Here is a 17,381-nt window from a genome sequence, read left to right on the forward strand (position 1 = left end):
TGTATGCACGAGAACCCGGCGACCACCTCGGCGAATTCGCGCTCGACTGAGAAGGACCCCCTGATCGAGCGCCCGACGATGCGGATGCCCAGGCTGCGCGACATCCGTCGGGACATCGGACTCGAGTACTGCCTCAATGCCGTCGTCGGGCTCATCTTCGGCATCACCGGCCCCATCGCCGTGACCATGGCGGTGGGTCTGGCCGGCGGGCTCAGTGATGCTCAGCTCTCGTCCTGGGTCTTCGGGATCTTCCTCTCTGCGGGCCTGGCCACCCTGGTCATGTCGCTGGTCTATCGTCGACCTTTGGGTTTCGCCTGGTCGATTCCCGGCACCGTTCTGCTCGGCCCCTCGCTGCAGCATCTGAGCTTCGGGGAGGTCGTCGGGGCCTTCTTCGTCGCCGGTGTGCTGACTCTGGGGTTGGGCATGAGCGGCCTGGTCAGGCGCGCCATGGCCGCGATTCCGCCTCCGATCGTCATGGCCATGGTGGCCGCGATCTTCCTGCGCTTCGGCATCGACATCGTCGACGCAGGGCGCTCGACTCCGGCGATCGTCATTCCCATGATCATCGCGTTCATCGCACTCACGGCCCTGCCGGGGCTGGCTCGCTTCATGCCTCCGGTCCTCGGTGCCCTGCTGGTCGGCTTCGTCGCCGTCGTCGTCCTCGGGCAGCTGGACCTCTCATCCGGTGGTCCGATCCTCGCTCACCCGGTGTTCACCCCTCCCGAGTTCACCTGGGCGGCTCAACTCGAACTCGTCGTTCCGCTGACCCTGACAGTGCTCGTCGTCCAGAACGGCCAGGGTGAGGCGGTGCTGCGCGCCGCCGGACATGCGACTCCCGTCAACGCCTCTGCCGTGACATCGGGCCTCATGTCGGTGCTCAACGCGTGCTTCGGGGCGGTCTCCGCGTGCCTGACCGGGCCGACCAACGCCCTGCTCACCTCGTCCGGGGATCCCAGACGGCAGTACTCCGCGGCCGTCTTCTACTCTCTCCTCTGCTTCATCGCAGCACTGTTCTCACCGCTGGTCACCCGGTTCATGCTCGGCACCCCGGAGGCCTACATTCTGGCGCTGGGCGGAATGGCGATGCTCGGTGCTCTGCGCCAGGCCTTCGTCTCAGCGTTCTCATCCAAGTACACCTTCGGCGCCCTTGTCACCTTCGTCGTCACGATCGCCGAGTTCGACCTGTTCAACATCCATGCGGCGTTCTGGGGAATCCTCATCGGCTGCATTGCCTCCCGGTTCCTCGAGCCCGGGGACTACAGGGCGGAGGCGGGAGCCGACCACACTTGACGCGACCTCTCTTCCGCGGACAGATCCGCCTCTGCACGTACAGTGATGGAGGCATGGAACGTCGACCATCGGAGGACTGAAGGAACATGAGCGAACCGAGCCTCCGGCGTCTGCGCTACTTCATCGCTTTGGCCGAGCATGGGAAGTTCCAGACCGCGGCCGAGGCTATGAGCATCTCCCAACCGGCGCTGAGCGCCGAACTGAGGCGACTCGAGGATTTCGTCGGCAGGCCGCTGTTCCGGCGCAGCCCGTCCACCAGGCTCACTCCCGCCGGACAAGAGCTGCTCCCCCACGCCAAGGCGGCGGTCGGGGCAGCGAATCGCTTCAACGGAGTCGCCACCGAGCTCGGCTCCGGGGAGTCGACGACGATCGCCATCGGCACGGTCGCCACGTTCCTCCACCGCGGCCTGCCGGAAGCGGTGAAGGAATTCACCAGCGATCGACCGCGCATCTCTGTGACCACTCGGGAAGCCACCTCAGCGAGTCAGAGCGACATGCTGCTGGGCCACGAGATCGACATCTCGTGCGGGCACATGCCGGTGCAGCACCCCGGCGTCATCTGCACTCCGGCCGCGCGGGAGAACTTCTGGCTGTGTGTGCCTTCGGAACTGAACGGCATGTCCCTCGCAGAGGCGACTGACCAACCGTTCGTCATCTTCCGCAGGAGCGCCTCCCCGATCTACCACGACACCGTCGTCGGCATCTGCCGCTCCCATGGGTTCGAGCCGCGCATCCGACACGAGACCACCAGTTGGGCGACGGCCGTGGAGATGGTCGCGCATGGGTTGGGTATCACCCTCGCTCCCACTCCGCTGGCTCGCAGTTCCCGTCGTGATGAGCGTCTGTCGTTCAGCCGGATCGAGTCGGGTCCGAACGCGCCGCAGGCCTGGGTGACGATCCGACGAGAGGAACAGTCCGGACCGGTGGGTGAGCTGAGCATGGCCATCGTCGTCGCCTCTGAGGAGTCGACAGACACGGCGCCGACGACTGACTGACTGACTGCACCGGCAACACCTGAGGGCACCAAGGACTCCTGACCGGGTCAATTGATACCCCGAATGCAACAGTCCTTTGACACTGGTTCCGTCTCAGATGGTGAAGCCTGCGAAGAAAACATCGGAACACCGACTCTCAGGGAAGACCAACTGTGACCTGGGCTTCACTCACGTACATCACCATCAGTTATATCGTCATAGCACAAGGTTATTTGCCGCCGACTGTCCACCCGCTTACTGTGAAGCCATCATCGACGGCGCTGTTCTCGCCGTCGGCTGGTGCAAAGATGCTCCATCTGAGAGGACTCGCATGTCAGTTACGGCCAATTCAGCCAAGAGCGCCCGCAAGGCAGGAATCGCCTCCTATGTCGGAACCACCATCGAGTGGTACGACTTCTATATCTACGGCGCCGCTTCGGCCCTCGTCTTCGGTCACGTCTTCTTCCCAGACAACCTGCCCGACGGGGTCGGCACTCTGCTCTCCTTCGTCACCATGTGGGCGGGCTTCATCGCTCGTCCACTCGGCGGAATCGTCTTCGGCCACTTCGGCGACAAATACGGTCGCAAGAAGACACTCGTGGTCACACTGATTCTCATGGGCGCAGCTTCGTTCGTCGTCGGCCTGCTGCCCGGCTACTCGACAATCGGCCTCGCGGCGCCCATCCTCCTCACCTTCCTGCGTGTCCTCCAGGGCATCGCCGTCGGCGGCGAGTGGGGCGGATCCGTACTCATTGCCAGTGAGAGCGCGCCGAAGGGCAAGAGCATCCTGTATTCGGCTTTCGCCCAGCAGGGATCACCAACCGGCAATCTGCTGGCCACCGGAGCCTTCTTCTTCCTCGCGATGATGCCGACACCGGAGTTCATCCTCTACGGCTGGAGGATCGCCTTCCTGGCATCCATCCTGCTCATCGTCGTCGGGCTCGTCATCAGGCTCAAGCTCGAAGAGCCGCAGATCATGCAGCAGGCCCGCAAGAAGGACGCAGTGGTCAAGGTGCCGGTGGTCGAGGCGTTCAAGAAGCACTGGGCGATCATCCTCATCGGCGCCGGCGCCCTGCCGCTCGTGCAGGTCACCTACCTGAAGACCACCTTCGCCACGGCATGGGCCACGGACAAGTCCCACGAATGGGCCTACGGCACGTCAAGCTTCCTCGGCATCGTGGCGATCGCACTAGTCGTGCAGTTCATCGTCCAACCCTTCGGCGCAGTCATCCTCAGCCGGGTCAAGGACATGCGCAAGGCGATCTTCTGGATCGTGGTTCCCGAATTCGTCCTCATGCCGCTGATGTTCTTCGCCATCCAGACCGGCAATACCTGGCTCGCTATCCTCGGCATGGCAGCGGCCACCGTTCCACACTCGATGTTCTATGCGGGAATCGGCGGAATCCTGGCCCGCGCCTTCCCTGCAAAGGTGCGCTACACGGGTATCTCGCTGTCCTACCAGTTGTGCTCGATGACCGTGGCCGGAGCCACCCCGGCATTGGCCCAGTGGATGTACACCAGCACAGACACGATCATGCCGGTGGCGATCCTCGGCGCATCCTATGCCGTGGTCTCGCTCGTCTGCACGCTGATCCTCCTGCAGAAGACCGGATGGGTGGCATCCGAGGACTCGAACGCCGAGAAGGCAGAGAAGATCGAACTCGCCGAGGAGACCGCTGAGGACGAGCGCCTCGCTGCCCCCGACCGCGGGGACGCTTCCCGACCCTGAGTCCGTGGACGTCCCCGCGGGGACGTCCACAGGTCACGAAAAGTGCCCCATGCACATTGCGCGTGGGGCACTTTTCGCTCCGCTCACCGCAGGTAGAGCCGGACCGTATCGATCTCGTCGCGGAGAAGTCGGACCTCCTCGGCGGTGGGCTCCTGGGTGACGGACAGATCGTCGGAGACCACCAAATCCCACCCGGTCTGCTCCCACACCTGCTCACTCGTGACACCGGGATGGACGTGGGTGAGCTCCAGCTCGCCGAGGCGGTCCTTGCGTCGCAGGATCCCCAGCGGAGTGATCACCGTGCTGACCCCGAATCCGCGAGGCTGGATGAAGTCGGGATGCTCAGCGGCTCTGACTGGCGAGGCCGAGGTGACGAAGTCGAGTTCACTCGGCAGTGCCGCCGGATCGTGGCGGCGGAGGATGACGAAGACTTCGCCGGCGTTCGCCATGATATCGGCGGCACCGCCGGATCCGGGCAGACGCACCTTCGGCGAATCCCAGTCCCCAATAACCGTGGTGTTGAGGGAACCGAAGCGATCGATCTGAGCAGCACCGAGGAACCCGACGTCGACGTTACCGCCCTGGAGCACGTAGCCGAACAGGGCATGCATATTCACCACTGCCTCGGCGCCGGAGACGACGACCGAATCGGCGATGCCCTCAGCCATCGACTCCGGGTGGGCACCGGCCACACCGGATTCGTAGACCAGCTGGATATCGGGATTGAGGGTGCGGTGGGCCAGGTCGACGGCCAGCGTGGGCAGGCCGATGCCGGCGAAGACCGTGTTGCTGTGGGCGAGCATCTTCGCCGCAGCGCACACGACCAGTTCGGTCTCTGTGAAATCAGCAGCCGTGGTCATCGTGAGCTCCGTTCTGTCGATGCATCCGGTCGTCGCCCGTAGTCGACGCTGCCCGAAGGTCTGGGTGCCATCCGCAGGGCCGCGATCCGATCACGGCCGATGGCATCGAGGTACTCCTCGTGGTCCTTCGTTCCGCGGATGTGCGTATCGATCCACTCGCGCAGTCGAGCCGGATCCTGTGAGATCGGCGTCCATTCACGGTAGAAGGCGTTGTCCCGGTCATAGGAGCCCTGCACATAGGAGGGATGGGCGCCGGTCAGGACTACGCAGACGGCATCCACGGCGTGGGCAGGGATGAGGGTGCGATTCGGGTCGGCTCGGACGACCTCATCGTCGACGATCTCTTCGACCGTGACGATGACCTTGTCGGCCGCGTAGACGGCTTCCTGCTGGACTCCGGCAATGCCCCAGATCTGGACGTTGCCCTTCCGATCAGCGCGCTGAGCATGGATGATCGTGACGTCCGGGTTGAGCGGGGGCACCACATGGATCTTCTTGCCCGTGTAGGGATCGACGACTGCACGGATGTCCGGGTTGATGCCCGGCATATCGGATCCGACGAAAGAGCTGATCGGTGCAAACGGGAGCCGGGCGGCGCCAGCGTGATAGCGAAGCGTCATCGCATGGTGAGAGTACTCCTCGACCGGCAGCGGGGCGGGGTCCTGGGATTCGATGCGCCGGCGGACCTCATAGAGGCTGCCCGCCGAACCCGAAGCGAAGAACGAACACACGAGTCGATCGATGCCTCCGGCAGCGATCATCATGTCGCTGAGCAGATCGGGCGTCATCCGACAGAACGTGAGACCGGTGATCCCCTGGCGGATGATCTCGTGGCCCGCGGCGAACGGGATAAGGTGAGAGAAGCCCTCCAGGGCAATCGTGTCTCCGGCGTTGACGAGCTTCTCCACCGCGTGCGGCAAACTGACGACTGTGTCACTGTCCATAATTCGCAGACTATATTAAAGACCGAGTTCCGCAAAAGACTGACCTAATTATTACCGAATCGTGCAATAATGATGAGCGTCGTGCGGAACGGGAATCTGCGTCCGCGGGCCAGAGTTTTGTGCCAGGGAGCAGACTGTCCCAGCCCGCAGACCACACCCGTCAGCAGGCGACTAGTGAGCAGATGGAGACGTCGAAGATGGAACTGAGTCAGATCCGCGCATTCGTCGCGGTTGCCGAAGAGCTCCATTTCGGCCGTGCCGCCGAGCGACTCGGCATGGCCCAACCGCCGCTGAGCCGGACCATCCGCGCACTCGAGACCGAACTGGACGCATCACTGTTCCAGCGCACCACCCGATCCGTCAGCCTCTCCTCCGCCGGGGAGGCCTTCTACGAGCCCGCCAAGCACATGCTCGCCACCCAGCAGGCGGCCGTCGAATCCGTGCATCGATCATCGAGTGGGCAGATCGGACGGATCCGATTCGGCTACTCCCACCCCTCTTCCCGTCACTTGGTCGCCGCCCTTGTCGCAGCCTCTGAGGACAACAATCCTGGAATCTCCTTCCAGCTCGAGTCGAGGGTGTACGCCGATGAGGGCCTCGAACGGATCATGGACGGCACCCTCGACCTCGCTCTGGTCCGGTGGCAGCAGCGACCCTCACTCATCGCCGGACGACCGGTGCAGATCGAACGCCCGTGCGTCGCCGTTCCCCCTGGGCACCGTCTTGCCAAACGGTCATCTGTCGACGTCGCTGAACTCAGCGGGGAGCGTTTCATCTTCCTGCCCTCGCGTCCCAATTCGAATCTGCGCGAAACCGGGATGCGCCTGTGCCTCGACGCGGGCTTCGCGCCGACGGTCGTTCAGGAAGCTCCGGACTCGCAGTCCATCGCGGCACTCGTGGGTGCCGGCATGGGGGTGACGATCACCTTCGACTCGGTGGCGGCCGGCTACGGCTCGGACGTCGTCGCCGTCCCCCTCAACGCGGACAACGAGACGACGAAGCTCTATCTCGCCTATCGCCTCGACCACCACGACGCCGCACTCGATTCGGTCCTCGACATCGCCGAGGCGGTCCTGCCCACTGTGCGGTGATCTCCACTCAACCTGCGATAACTCTGTCTGCTGCGCCGGCCACGCCAGCCATCCGACATATCGGACGAATCTCAGTCGGGACTCGTTGTCTTCCGTGCTCCTCACCTCGAGGATTGTCCTCATGGATGCAAAGAAGCAACTACTTTCCGGGGTCAGGGTCGCGGACTTCTCGCGAGTGCTGGCCGGACCGTATGCCACCGCCATGCTCGCCGATCAGGGCGCCGAGGTGTTCAAGATCGAGATGCCGGGACACGGCGACGACTCCCGGCATCTGGGGCCCTTCACCGAGACCGGCTCGACCTACTTCACCTCTCTCAACCGAGGCAAACGATCCATCGAAGCCGACCTCAAGGATCCTGTCGCACACGAGAAGCTGCTCGACTTCATCCGCACCTGCGATGTCGTCGTCGAGAACTTCCGCCCCGGCGTCGCGGCCAAACTGGGGCTGTCCTTTGAGGACGTCAAGGCAGTCAAGCCCGACGTCGTCTACGCTTCGATCTCCGGGTTCGGCCAGACTGGTACCCAGGCGAAACTTCCCGCCTACGACACCGTCATCCAGGCACTCAGCGGGCTCATGTCATCGACCGGCTTCCCCGACGACTCCCCTACCCGCGTAGGCGAATCGATTGCGGACGTCTCCGCAGGAGTCTTCGCCGCCTTCGGCATCTCGAGCGCGCTCTTCCACCGACAGTCCACCGGCGAAGGTGCCCACATCGACATTCCGATGCTCGACGTCATGCTCGCGATGCAGCCGACGAACACCGCCATCCATGCGGCCGGCTCCACACCGAACCGCGTCGGCAATCGACACCCCATCTCCGCACCCTTCGACACCTACGCCGGATCCGACGGTCTCGTCGTCATCGCTGTGGCCAACGACAAGCTCTTCGGCGTCCTCGCTGCCACGCTCGGCAGACCCGAGCTCGCCACCGATGCCCGGTTCGCCACAGACGGACTCCGCTCAGACAACGACGAGGATCTGCGCACCGAGATCGAGGAGTTCACCGGCACTCACACGGTGGCCGAGTTGTGCGCGATCTTCGACGCGGCAGGAGTCCCCAACTCCCCTGTCCTCAACTTCACCGAGGCGATCGAGGGCCCCACCACCGCCGGCCGCGATCTCACCACCACCGATGCCCGCACCGGTCATACGCACCTGCGCCACCCCCTCCTCATCGACGGCGCCAGGCCGACACCCGCGCTTCCGGTGCCCCGCCTCGGCGAGCACACTGACGAGCTGCACGCACCGCGGCCACGCACGACCACCGACTGGTAGACACCGCCACTCATCGAAGGAGTAGGACCATGGGATTCGACATCAGCACGGATGAGCAGGAACTCGTCGACGCCGTCGCGCAGATCAGCAAGGACGTCCTCGCCCCGCAGGCGGCGACTGCGGACGTGAACGAACGCGTCGCAGATGAAACCCTGAACACCCTCGCCGAGGTGGGGGTGCTGGGTCTCAATCTGCCCGAGGAATTCGGTGGGCCCGGCGTCGGCTCCGTGGCGATGAGCCAGATGGTCGCCGCCGTGACCGAGGCCTGCGCTTCGACCGCCTCGATCATCACCGCGCAGTTCCTCGCCACCGACTCGATCCTCCTCGGCGGCACCGACGCTCAACGCGAATCGTGGCTGCCGCGCGCCGCAACCGGTGAGGTCATCGGATCGTTCGGACTGACCGAACCGGGCGCAGGATCCAACCCTGCCGAGATGTCGACGAAGGCGACGAAGGTCGACGGCGGCTGGCACCTCAAAGGCACGAAGTGCTTCATCACAAACGCCGGATTCGCGGACTTCATCGTCGTCTACGCAAAGACCGATGTCGACGCAGGCCACAAGGGGATCAGCGCATTCATCGTCGACACCGCGGCCGCCTCGGCGGGGCTGGACTTCAATCCTCCGGAGAAGACCATGGGACTCCGCGGCAGTCCGGTCTATGAGTTCGTCATCGATGCGATCGTTCCCGACGACGCGCTGCTGGGCGTCGAGGGCGAGGGCTTCACCACGGCCATGCGCGTCCTCGACCGGGGCCGCATCGAGGTGGCCGCGATGAGCCTTGGCATCGGCAAAGCTGCCCTTGACGCTGCCGTGGACTGGGCCGGCGAGCGCAGGATCAGCGGCAAACCGCTCAACCGGCTGCAGGGGATCGCCTTCAAACTCGCCGATATGTACACGAAGTACCGATCGGCGTGGCTGCTGACGATGGACGCCGCAGAGCAGAGGGACGCTGAGGTGGACTTCACCAGGTCCTCGGCCACAGCCAAGCTCGCTGCATCAGAGGCTGCAGCGTTCATCGCCGACGAGGCGCTGCAGATCCACGGCGGCTACGGTTTCACCAGGGACTTCCCACTCGAACGCTACGTCCGCGATGCCAGGATCTACCGCATCTATGAAGGCTCCTCGGAGATTCAGCGCACGATCATCGCCAGGTCGCTGTCGAACTGAACCCGTCGAAACAGAACCGAAACCTGCATCGGAATACGATCAGTTCGGGGTTCAAGGGTGATCGATTCGCCCGTGAACCCCACTATTCATTCCACGACCGCGATGATCCGATATGTCGGACAGTTTGTGTGACTCAGGTCTCGTATAGCTCTGATTTCGGGTGTTGACTGGGTCTGATTCATCATTCTAAGGAGAAACCCATGGCGAGCTCATCCAATTCGGGGATCGAGAAACGATCCATCGAAATGGTGCCTGACAATGAACGTCACGGCACCGCACGTTCCCAGTTCACGCTGTGGTTCGGCGCCAATACCCAGATCACCGCCATCGTCGACGGAGCTCTCGCCGTCGTCTTCGGTGCCGATGCACTGTGGGCCATCATCGGCCTGCTCATCGGCAACATCATCGGCGGAATCGTCATGGCCCTCCACTCCGCGCAGGGCCCACAACTGGGTCTGCCGCAGATGATCTCCTCCAGAGCTCAGTTCGGCATCATCGGGGCGATCATTCCGCTGGTGCTCGTCGTGCTCATGTACATCGGCTTCGCCTCAACCGGTGCAGTACTCTCCGGCCAGGCCGTCAACCTCATCATCGGCGTCGATACGCCGGCAGTGGGCATCGTCATCTTCGGCGCGCTGACCGCTGCGGTCGCCCTGCTGGGCTACAAGTACATCCACGTGCTCGGCCGGATCTCCTCAGTCACGGGCCTGCTCGGGTTCCTCTTCATCACCTACTGCGTGTTCACCAAGGTCGACGTTCCCGGACTGATCTCCAACTCGTCCTTCGCGTTTCCAGCATTCCTGTCAGCGATCGCGCTGTCTGTGGGCTGGCAGCTGACCTACGGCCCTTACGTCGCCGACTACTCGCGCTACCTGCCGCGGTCGACTCCTGCATCGAAGACCTTCTGGTTCACCTTTGGCGGCTCTGTCATCGGATCACAGTGGTCGATGACCCTGGGCGCCCTCATCGGCGCCGCCGCCATGACCGAGACCGGCAACTCCTTCGTCGAGAACCAGGTCGGCTTCGTCGGCGACATCGTCGGCGGAGGCGTCTATGCCCTCCTCATCTTCATCGTCATCCTGATGGGCAAGCTCACCGTCAACACCCTCAACGCCTACGGTGCGTTCATGTGCACGCTGACCATCCTCACCTCCTTCGGTGAGAAGACGAACATCCGCCGCTGGACGCGTGCGGTCTTCGTCATCGGCATCGTCACTCTGACCGTGCTTGTCGCCCTGTTGGCGTCGGAGGACTTCCTGGCGAACTTCAAGAACTTCGTCCTCGCCCTGCTCATGGTCTTCACTCCATGGAGCATCATCAACCTCACCGACTTCTACCTGATTTCGAAGGACCGCTTCGACATCCCCGCCTTCTACGACCACAAGGGCCGTTACGGCACCTGGAACTGGCGAGCACTCCTCGCCTACGGAGTCGGCGTCGTCGTGCAGATTCCTTTCCTCGCCCAGTCCTTCTGCACCGGGCCCCTGGTCGAGAAGCTGGGAGGAGCCGACATCTCCTGGATCATCGGCATCGCAGTGACCTTCGCCCTCTACTACTTCCTCCTCCGCAACCGCAGCGTTGCCCCAGCAGAGACCATCTACCCCGATGTGGAGGCACTGGACGCACAGCGCGCCTGAGTCTGTCGCCGAGGCTGCGGCTTCGCGAATGCACTAGGAAAGTGCACAGTTCAAGTCAGGCTGAGTGGGTTGCAACCTACTCAGCCTGACTTGAACTGTCTGACGCGCGCCAGTCCTCGTGTCGGGCCCAGATCAGTCCACCTCGGCGAGAGGCGAGGTGTCAGTCCCGGCAGTGCGCTGCTGCCGTGCGGCACTCACCCGGGAGATGACGAGGTAGGTGATGATCATCGCGGCGATGCTGAATATGACGATGTACGGGCTCTCCAGGAACCCTGCGATGACGAATGACACTGCGACGATGACTGCGTTGATGACCGCATAGGGAATCTGAGTCTTGACGTGGTCGACCAGGTCAGTGCCGGCTCCGGTCGAGGCGAGGATGGTCGAATCGGAGATCGGGGAACAGTGGTCTCCGAAGATTCCCCCGGAGAGCACGGCGCCGATGCACACGATGACAGCCGCGTCGAGTCCGAAGGCGACCGGGATCGCCAGGGGGATCATGATGGCGAAGGTGCCCCACGAGCTGCCGGTGGCGAAGGACATCACGGCCGCGCAGATGAAGATGAGAACGGGCACAAGAGCAGCAGGGACGACACCGGACATCATCTCGACGAGGAAGTTCGCGGTCCCCATCGCCTCGAGCAGCCCACCCAAGGTCCAGGCCAGAACGAGGATCAGCACCACGCCGATCATCTTCTCCATGCCCTTGACGTAGTTCCCGAGAATGACACCGATCGGGTTGATCTTGAAGATGAGCATGAGCGCGATGAGAACCACAGCTGCGAAAAGGTAGGCGGTGCTCAAGGCAGCACGGAATTCCTCGCCAGGGATCGGCTCGGCAGGGAAGCCGAGAGTCACGAGGATCGAGAAGAGGGTGACGAAGAGTACGAGCAGCGGCAGCCAGATGACGATCGGGCGACTCTCCGAGGCCACTTCAGGGCCGCTTGCAGGATCATCCTTGGTGGAATCGGTTCCTCGCAAGGGTTTCGAATTGGGCCAGTGGATTTCGCCAGTCTCCTGCACACGTCTTTCAGCTCGACGCATAGCGCCGAAGTCCGTGCGTGTCAGCGCCACGACGGGGATCGCGGTGACAGCGAGGATAGCGTAGAACTGAAATGGGATCGCCTGCACGAAGACCGTGAACTCGGAGATCTGAAGACCTTCTCTGTCGAACTCTTCTCGAATGAGCCCCATGATGTAGATGCCCCACCCGATGAAGGGGATGAGCACTGCCACAGGAGACGATGTCGAGTCGAGAATCCACGCCAGCTTCTCGCGAGAGAGCTTGAGTTTGTCGAAGATCTTCTCGAAGATCGGTCCCACGATGAGAGGGGTGCCCAGATCGGAGAAGAAGATGATCAGTCCACCCAACCATGCGGAGATCTGCCCTTTGCCCGGGGTGTTGATGAGGCGTGAGGCCCTCGCAGCCAGTGCGGCCCCTCCACCCGAGCGCTCGACAAGCGCGACGAAGCCTCCGATGAAGAACAGGAGGATCATCACGCCGGCGTTGTAGCTGTCGGTGACCACCGGCGCGAGATGATCGGTGACGAGCCCCATGGTGGTCGTCACCGGGTTGGGTCCGATGACGATCATCAGACCAACGAAGATTCCGACGAACAGTGCGATGACGACATTCCTGAAGAGCACCGCGAGCAGGATCGCCAACAACGGCGGAATCAGAGATACGAGTCCCATATGGTCCATAATCAGGGTGCCCTTCGTGTCATGGCTCGTCGATGTGCCGTGGTTCGCTTGATATCAGCGAATTCACAATATCGGTTCTCACGACACCCGTCCTTGCCAATCTCAATTGTGAGATACTCACTCCGCAATTCCGCCTGCAGACCGAATCTCACTACGGCCCTTCTCTCAACCTGATTGACCGAGAAAAAATGTTACTGGTAAGTTCTACTATCGAGTAAGGTTGTGACGCCCGTCACCATACGGTGTGCACAACAGCGATGACCGAGCGGATGGCACTCCTGTCTGACCGGCCAGCGACGCCACCACTGTCCGCGCACTCTCAATGCCGAGACACACGACAGAACAGGATTGCACGCAGATGAGAACGTCCCGACATGCCACATTTCCACACGTACGACGCATCGCAACGGCGAGCGCAGCCGCCGTTGCCGGCCTGGCGCTCACGATGGGCACCGTGACCACTCCAGCCCAAGCCCAGGACCTTGTCCCACAATCGGACAAAGAAGCCAAGAAGGTGGTCGAAGACAGACAGGCCGAGGACTCAAGCTCCCTCAATCGGAGCAACGTCCCCGAAGGCGTGAGCGTTGAGCAGGCCAAGAAGGCCATCGAGAAATCAGACGAGATCACCACCGCTGACGTCGAGTACGCAGCAGCGCTCCAGGACCTTCCCGATTCGGGAGTTCCTGAGGACTTCTACACGACCCCAGCGACACTGCCGGATGAGAACGGCGGAGTGGTCAAACAGGTGGCTTCGAAGTTCTATCTCGATCCGGCCAAGCTGATTGAGCACAGCGCGAAGTCAGAGACGTTCATGTACAAGACCACTGATGAAGAGGGCGCAGCGCGAGCCGCAACCGCCACACTGCTGACCCCCGAAGGCGCGAAGGAAGACGCAGAGGATGCCGTCGTCATCGCCCCGGGCACGCAGGGCATTGCCGACAAGTGCGCCCCCAGCCGACAGATGGGCATGGGCACCGAATACGAAGGAATCTCCGTCACCTCGGCACTGGCGGCCAAGCGCCCCGTGGTCGTCGTCGACTATGTGGGACTGGGCACCGAGGGCGCGCACAGCTATCTCAATCGAGTCGAAGAGGGCCGCTCAGTGCTCGACGCAGCCAGGGCCGCGCAAGAGGTCAAAGGAAGCTCGATCAACGCCGACACGAAGCTTCAGCTGCGAGGGTATTCGCAGGGCGGACAGGCCACCGCGGCGGCCCTAGAGCTCAAGAAGGACTGGGCACCCGAACTCAATGTCGTCTCCGCCTCGGCGGGCGCCGTGCCCACGGACCTGTACGAAACCGTGTCCGGACTCTCGAGTGTCTACACGGCCTTCGCCCTGTACGGGGTCGATTCGTTTGCGCGGCAGGCGGATGTCGACATGACCAAGCACCTCAACCAGAAGGGCCTCGACGCCGTCGACCGTGCCTCGAACCAGTGCACCATCGAGGCCCTCGTCTCGAATGCGTTCCTCGACACCGACACCCTGACCAAGGACGGAACGTCGTTCCAGAAGCTCATCGAGGACAATTTCCTCGAGGTGGCAGACAAGCAGAAAATCGGACAGGCGGAGATCCCCGACATCCCGCTGCTGGTCAACCACAGCCACCTCGATGACGTCGTGCCCTTCGCCCTCGGAAAAGAACTGGCCTCAACCTGGTGCGACGCCGGCCACAAAGTCCTGTTCCGGGACAACCTCGGGCTGACTCATCTCGGCGGATACATCGCCGCCGTTCCCCGAATCGAAATCTTCACGAACCGCACGCTCGCCGGGAAAGCTCCGGTCGACAGCTGCTGGAGGTTGTGAAGTGCATTGACCCCTAGAGTTGCTCAAGGCCGTTGGAGCACCACGGTCATGAGCAACTCACCCTGAGGCACCACCTCTGTCACTGTGGGCGATCCGTGCTGAAAGTTTCGTACTTTCCGGCGCGGGTCGCCCATTTCGGCGCGCCATCGCCCCGTTTGCGGCACAGGAAGATCACCCCCGGCACCACCGCGAGCCGACAAGTCCGCACGGCCCGCTCCCAATATTCGCGCATTTCACGCATCCATGTTGCGCAGATCACGCACAACTGACAGAATGACTTCATCGATGGACCTGGCCTCTGCGCGCTTCGCGTCGAGACGTGCAGCACCGCACTACGTCATATTGCTTGCGCTGCACATTCGCGAACGCGGTATGCCAGCGACCTCGACACTGAAATCCAGACCGGACATCGTGCAAGGAAGCCGACAATGACGACGAATCACACCACAGACGGAGACTCCACCTACGGAGCTTCCGCTGACGGCGGCTCAGCCGCAGCCTCACCACATGTCTCCGCAGCCGTCACGCCCAACGTCGACCCGTATCATCTCGATCCGGCAGACGTGCTTGAGCCGCCCACCACGTTCGCGGGAAAGCTCAAGTACCTTGGCCCCGGTCTGGTCATCTCAGCAGCGGTCATCGGCTCCGGTGAGCTCATCACCACGACGGCTTTGGGCGCCAAGGCTGGCTTCGTCCTCCTCTGGCTCGTCATCATCTCGACCGCGGTCAAGGTCTGGGTTCAACTCGAGATCGCACAGTGGACGATCCTCTCGGGCAAGCCCGCACTTGAGGGCTATGGGCACGTCGGCCCTCGCCTCATCGGTCGAGCCGGGTGGATCAATCTGCTCTGGATTCTCATGGACTTCGCGAAGGTGCTCCAGCGCGGAGGCATCATCGGCGGCGCCGTCGCCGCCCTGTCGATCATGCTTCCGGTCTTCAGCGAGCCTCTCTCCACACCCTCGCTCGTCTTCTGGACGGTCGTCTCCCTCGCCGTCGTCATCTCCCTGCTGGTGACGAACAAGTACAGCATCGTTGAGAAGTTCTCCGTCGCGGCCGTCATCATCTTCACCGTCTCAACGGTCGGGCTCGCACTCTCACTGCCATTCACCGACTTCGCCTACACCTCGGCGGACGTCATCACTGGACTGACCTTCGCGATCCCCGCGGGCACGCTCGGCTTTGCGGTCGCCATGTTCGGCATCACCGGAGTCGGGGCCGACGAGATGACCACTTACACCTACTGGTGCCTCGAGAAGGGATACGCCCGCTACACCGGCCCCAACGACGGCTCCGCGGAGCGTGCGCGTCGTGCGCATGGCTGGATCTCCGTGATGCGCACCGACGTTCTCGTCTCCTGGATCGTCTCGACGGTGTGCACCATGTCCTTCTACGTCATCGGTGCCGCGATCCTCCACCCCCAGAACCTCGTCCCCGAGGGCAATGAGATGATCACGACGCTGTCGTCGATGTACTCCTCGGTGATGGGCGAAACCGGCCATTGGATCTTCCTGATCGGCGCCTTCGCCGTTCTGTTCTCCACCTTCATCGCGTCCTCGGCCAGCGTTCCCCGGCTCTGGGCGAACACTGTCTCCATCCTCGGCGCCTTCGACTGGACGAACCTGCGCACTCGCACTCGCATCATCCGCGTCCTCACCGTCGTCTTCCCCATCATCTGGGCGATGAGCTATCTCATCATCCAGTCCCCGGTGATCATGGTGCAGATCGGCGGCGTCGCCAGCGGCATCTTCCTCGTCGCGGTGGTCATCGCTGTCTGGTACCTTCGCACCCGTGAGGTCCCCGCCGAGTTCAAGTCCAACAACTTCTTCACCGTGATGCTCGTCTTCGCCTCACTGGCCATCGGGCTGCTGGGGATCTATTCAATATTCGAGACCTTCGGGATCGAGATCGGAGCCTGATGCGCCTGAGAGTCCTCACCCCTTCATTCGGAAAGTTCTCGGTCGCGCCCCGCGACCGCGCCGATTCCCTGGGCCTCGACCTTGAGCACCGGACCGAGAATCACCCCAAGTCCGGTCGAGAGCTCATCAGAGCACTGGCCGGCGCCGAGGCGGTTCTCGTGGGTCTCGACCGGATGGACGCCGAGGTCTTCGCCGGCTGCCCCGATCTCAAGGTGATCGCCAAACACGGGGCCGGGGTCGACAACATCGACCTCGAGGCAGCGGCGGCTGCAGGGGTGACGGTCGTGAATACCCCAGGCGCCAATGCCGATGCCGTCGCCGATCTGACCATGGGATTCCTGCTCATGGGCGCCCGACGCATACGTGAGGCCGAAGAGTCTCTGCGCAGCGGGAAGTGGGATGTCTTCTTCGGCACCGAACTCAGCGGCAAGCAGCTGGGAATCCTCGGCTTCGGCCGCATCGGTCGCGCCGTCGCCCAGCGGGCGAGAGGCTTCGGCTTGCAGATCGCGGCGTACGATCCCTTTGTTCCCGACGAAGCCATCGCCGCAGCAGGGGCACAACCCCAGAGCCTCGCCGAGGTGGTGGCGGGCTCAGATTTCCTCACCCTCCACCTGCCCGGTGGAGAAGAGCCGCTGCTGTCGGCTCAGCACATCGAATCGATGCCGCGAGGAGCTGGCTTGATCAATGCTGCCCGCGGCGGATTGATCGATGAGGCGGCACTGGTCTCGGCACTGCATGACGGTCGGCTCTCCTTCGCGGCTCTCGATGCGTTCGCCGCCGAGCCTCCTCCAGTCGACGATCCGCTGCTGCAGGCACCGAATCTCATCGCCACCCCACATATCGGCGCCTACTCGGATATCGCCAACGCCAATATGGGCACCTGGGCCGTCGAAGACGTCGTCCGCGTGCTGCAAGGCCAGGAGCCGCGCTTCCCAGTGCGCTGACTGCCGGACATGACGCCAGGGGCTGCACCGAATCGGTGCAGCCCCT

At 62.9% G+C, this 17,381-nt stretch carries 13 protein-coding genes; 10 read left to right on the forward strand and 3 right to left on the reverse strand.

Annotated features, from left to right (window positions below; all coding sequences use genetic code 11):
* Positions 1–3 precede the first annotated feature (3 nt).
* From JTF07_RS11960 to JTF07_RS11970, 3 genes are all read left to right on the forward strand, one after another.
* Positions 4–1,290, forward strand: coding sequence for a benzoate/H(+) symporter BenE family transporter (locus JTF07_RS11960; protein WP_204234487.1), 1,287 nt, complete (start codon positions 4–6; stop codon positions 1,288–1,290).
* Positions 1,291–1,376: 86 nt separating this feature from the next.
* A complete protein-coding gene (locus tag JTF07_RS11965; protein WP_204234488.1) occupies positions 1,377–2,285 on the forward strand; it encodes a LysR family transcriptional regulator in 909 nt (302 codons plus the stop codon).
* Positions 2,286–2,595: 310 nt separating this feature from the next.
* The gene (locus tag JTF07_RS11970) at positions 2,596–3,993 is read left to right on the forward strand and encodes an MFS transporter (protein ID WP_204234489.1); all 1,398 of its coding nucleotides are present in this window, start codon (positions 2,596–2,598) and stop codon (positions 3,991–3,993) included.
* Between the two features lie 83 nt (positions 3,994–4,076).
* Here the strand turns inward: JTF07_RS11970 and JTF07_RS11975 are convergent, their stop codons facing one another.
* Positions 4,077–4,853 carry a CoA-transferase subunit beta gene (locus JTF07_RS11975; protein ID WP_204234490.1) on the reverse strand — a complete coding sequence of 259 codons (777 nt, stop codon included), beginning with the start codon at positions 4,851–4,853 and terminating at the stop codon, positions 4,077–4,079.
* Entirely contained in the window at positions 4,850–5,797 is a 948-nt protein-coding gene (locus JTF07_RS11980; RefSeq protein ID WP_204234491.1) for a CoA transferase subunit A, read from the reverse strand. The genes JTF07_RS11975 and JTF07_RS11980 overlap by 4 nt, the downstream gene beginning before the upstream one ends.
* 197 nt (positions 5,798–5,994) lie before the next feature.
* On the opposite strand from JTF07_RS11980, the gene JTF07_RS11985 reads away from it, so the two are divergent.
* The 4 genes from JTF07_RS11985 (at position 5,995) to JTF07_RS12000 (ending at position 10,970) form a co-directional block, all read left to right on the forward strand.
* On the forward strand, positions 5,995–6,888 hold the full coding sequence (locus JTF07_RS11985) for a LysR family transcriptional regulator (protein WP_204234492.1): 894 nt from the start codon (positions 5,995–5,997) through the stop codon (positions 6,886–6,888).
* A gap of 121 nt (positions 6,889–7,009) precedes the next feature.
* Entirely contained in the window at positions 7,010–8,164 is a 1,155-nt protein-coding gene (locus JTF07_RS11990; RefSeq protein WP_204234493.1) for a CaiB/BaiF CoA transferase family protein, read from the forward strand.
* A gap of 29 nt (positions 8,165–8,193) precedes the next feature.
* On the forward strand, positions 8,194–9,333 hold the full coding sequence (locus tag JTF07_RS11995; RefSeq protein WP_204234494.1) for an acyl-CoA dehydrogenase family protein: 1,140 nt from the start codon (positions 8,194–8,196) through the stop codon (positions 9,331–9,333).
* 200 nt (positions 9,334–9,533) lie between these two features.
* Positions 9,534–10,970 (forward strand): purine-cytosine permease family protein, encoded by a 1,437-nt coding sequence (locus JTF07_RS12000; protein ID WP_204234495.1) that lies wholly within the window; start codon positions 9,534–9,536, stop codon positions 10,968–10,970.
* A 132-nt stretch (positions 10,971–11,102) separates the two neighbouring features.
* Here the strand turns inward: JTF07_RS12000 and JTF07_RS12005 are convergent, their stop codons facing one another.
* Positions 11,103–12,665, reverse strand: coding sequence for a Na+/H+ antiporter NhaC family protein (locus tag JTF07_RS12005; protein WP_204234496.1), 1,563 nt, complete (start codon positions 12,663–12,665; stop codon positions 11,103–11,105).
* 367 nt (positions 12,666–13,032) lie between these two features.
* Here JTF07_RS12005 and JTF07_RS12010 point away from each other — a divergent pair, with 367 nt between their 5' ends.
* From JTF07_RS12010 to JTF07_RS12020, 3 genes are all read left to right on the forward strand, one after another.
* The gene (locus tag JTF07_RS12010; RefSeq protein WP_204234497.1) at positions 13,033–14,475 is read left to right on the forward strand and encodes a lipase family protein; all 1,443 of its coding nucleotides are present in this window, start codon (positions 13,033–13,035) and stop codon (positions 14,473–14,475) included.
* A 428-nt stretch (positions 14,476–14,903) separates the two neighbouring features.
* Complete coding sequence (locus tag JTF07_RS12015) at positions 14,904–16,391, forward strand: Nramp family divalent metal transporter (RefSeq protein ID WP_204234498.1); 1,488 nt, start codon at positions 14,904–14,906, stop codon at positions 16,389–16,391.
* Positions 16,391–17,335, forward strand: coding sequence for a phosphoglycerate dehydrogenase (locus JTF07_RS12020; RefSeq protein ID WP_204234499.1), 945 nt, complete (start codon positions 16,391–16,393; stop codon positions 17,333–17,335). Before JTF07_RS12015 ends, JTF07_RS12020 begins: the two co-directional genes overlap by 1 nt.
* Positions 17,336–17,381: the final 46 nt, after the last annotated feature.

The organism is Brevibacterium sp. RIT 803, from assembly GCF_016892625.1.
GTDB lineage: Bacteria > Actinomycetota > Actinomycetes > Actinomycetales > Brevibacteriaceae > Brevibacterium.

Bases quoted from the DNA above. Each gene is read 5' to 3' on its own strand.
- JTF07_RS12005 (WP_204234496.1), bottom strand. From the start codon at position 12,665: ATGGGACTCGTATCTCTGATTCCGCCGTTGTTGGCGATCCTGCTCGCG.
- JTF07_RS11990 (WP_204234493.1), top strand. From the start codon at position 7,010: ATGGATGCAAAGAAGCAACTACTTTCCGGGGTCAGGGTCGCGGACTTC.
- JTF07_RS11975 (WP_204234490.1), bottom strand. From the start codon at position 4,853: ATGACCACGGCTGCTGATTTCACAGAGACCGAACTGGTCGTGTGCGCT.
- JTF07_RS12000 (WP_204234495.1), top strand. From the start codon at position 9,534: ATGGCGAGCTCATCCAATTCGGGGATCGAGAAACGATCCATCGAAATG.
- JTF07_RS11970 (WP_204234489.1), top strand. From the start codon at position 2,596: ATGTCAGTTACGGCCAATTCAGCCAAGAGCGCCCGCAAGGCAGGAATC.
- JTF07_RS12020 (WP_204234499.1), top strand. From the start codon at position 16,391: ATGCGCCTGAGAGTCCTCACCCCTTCATTCGGAAAGTTCTCGGTCGCG.
- JTF07_RS11985 (WP_204234492.1), top strand. From the start codon at position 5,995: ATGGAACTGAGTCAGATCCGCGCATTCGTCGCGGTTGCCGAAGAGCTC.
- JTF07_RS12010 (WP_204234497.1), top strand. From the start codon at position 13,033: ATGAGAACGTCCCGACATGCCACATTTCCACACGTACGACGCATCGCA.
- JTF07_RS11980 (WP_204234491.1), bottom strand. From the start codon at position 5,797: ATGGACAGTGACACAGTCGTCAGTTTGCCGCACGCGGTGGAGAAGCTC.
- JTF07_RS11995 (WP_204234494.1), top strand. From the start codon at position 8,194: ATGGGATTCGACATCAGCACGGATGAGCAGGAACTCGTCGACGCCGTC.
- JTF07_RS11960 (WP_204234487.1), top strand. From the start codon at position 4: ATGCACGAGAACCCGGCGACCACCTCGGCGAATTCGCGCTCGACTGAG.
- JTF07_RS11965 (WP_204234488.1), top strand. From the start codon at position 1,377: ATGAGCGAACCGAGCCTCCGGCGTCTGCGCTACTTCATCGCTTTGGCC.
- JTF07_RS12015 (WP_204234498.1), top strand. From the start codon at position 14,904: ATGACGACGAATCACACCACAGACGGAGACTCCACCTACGGAGCTTCC.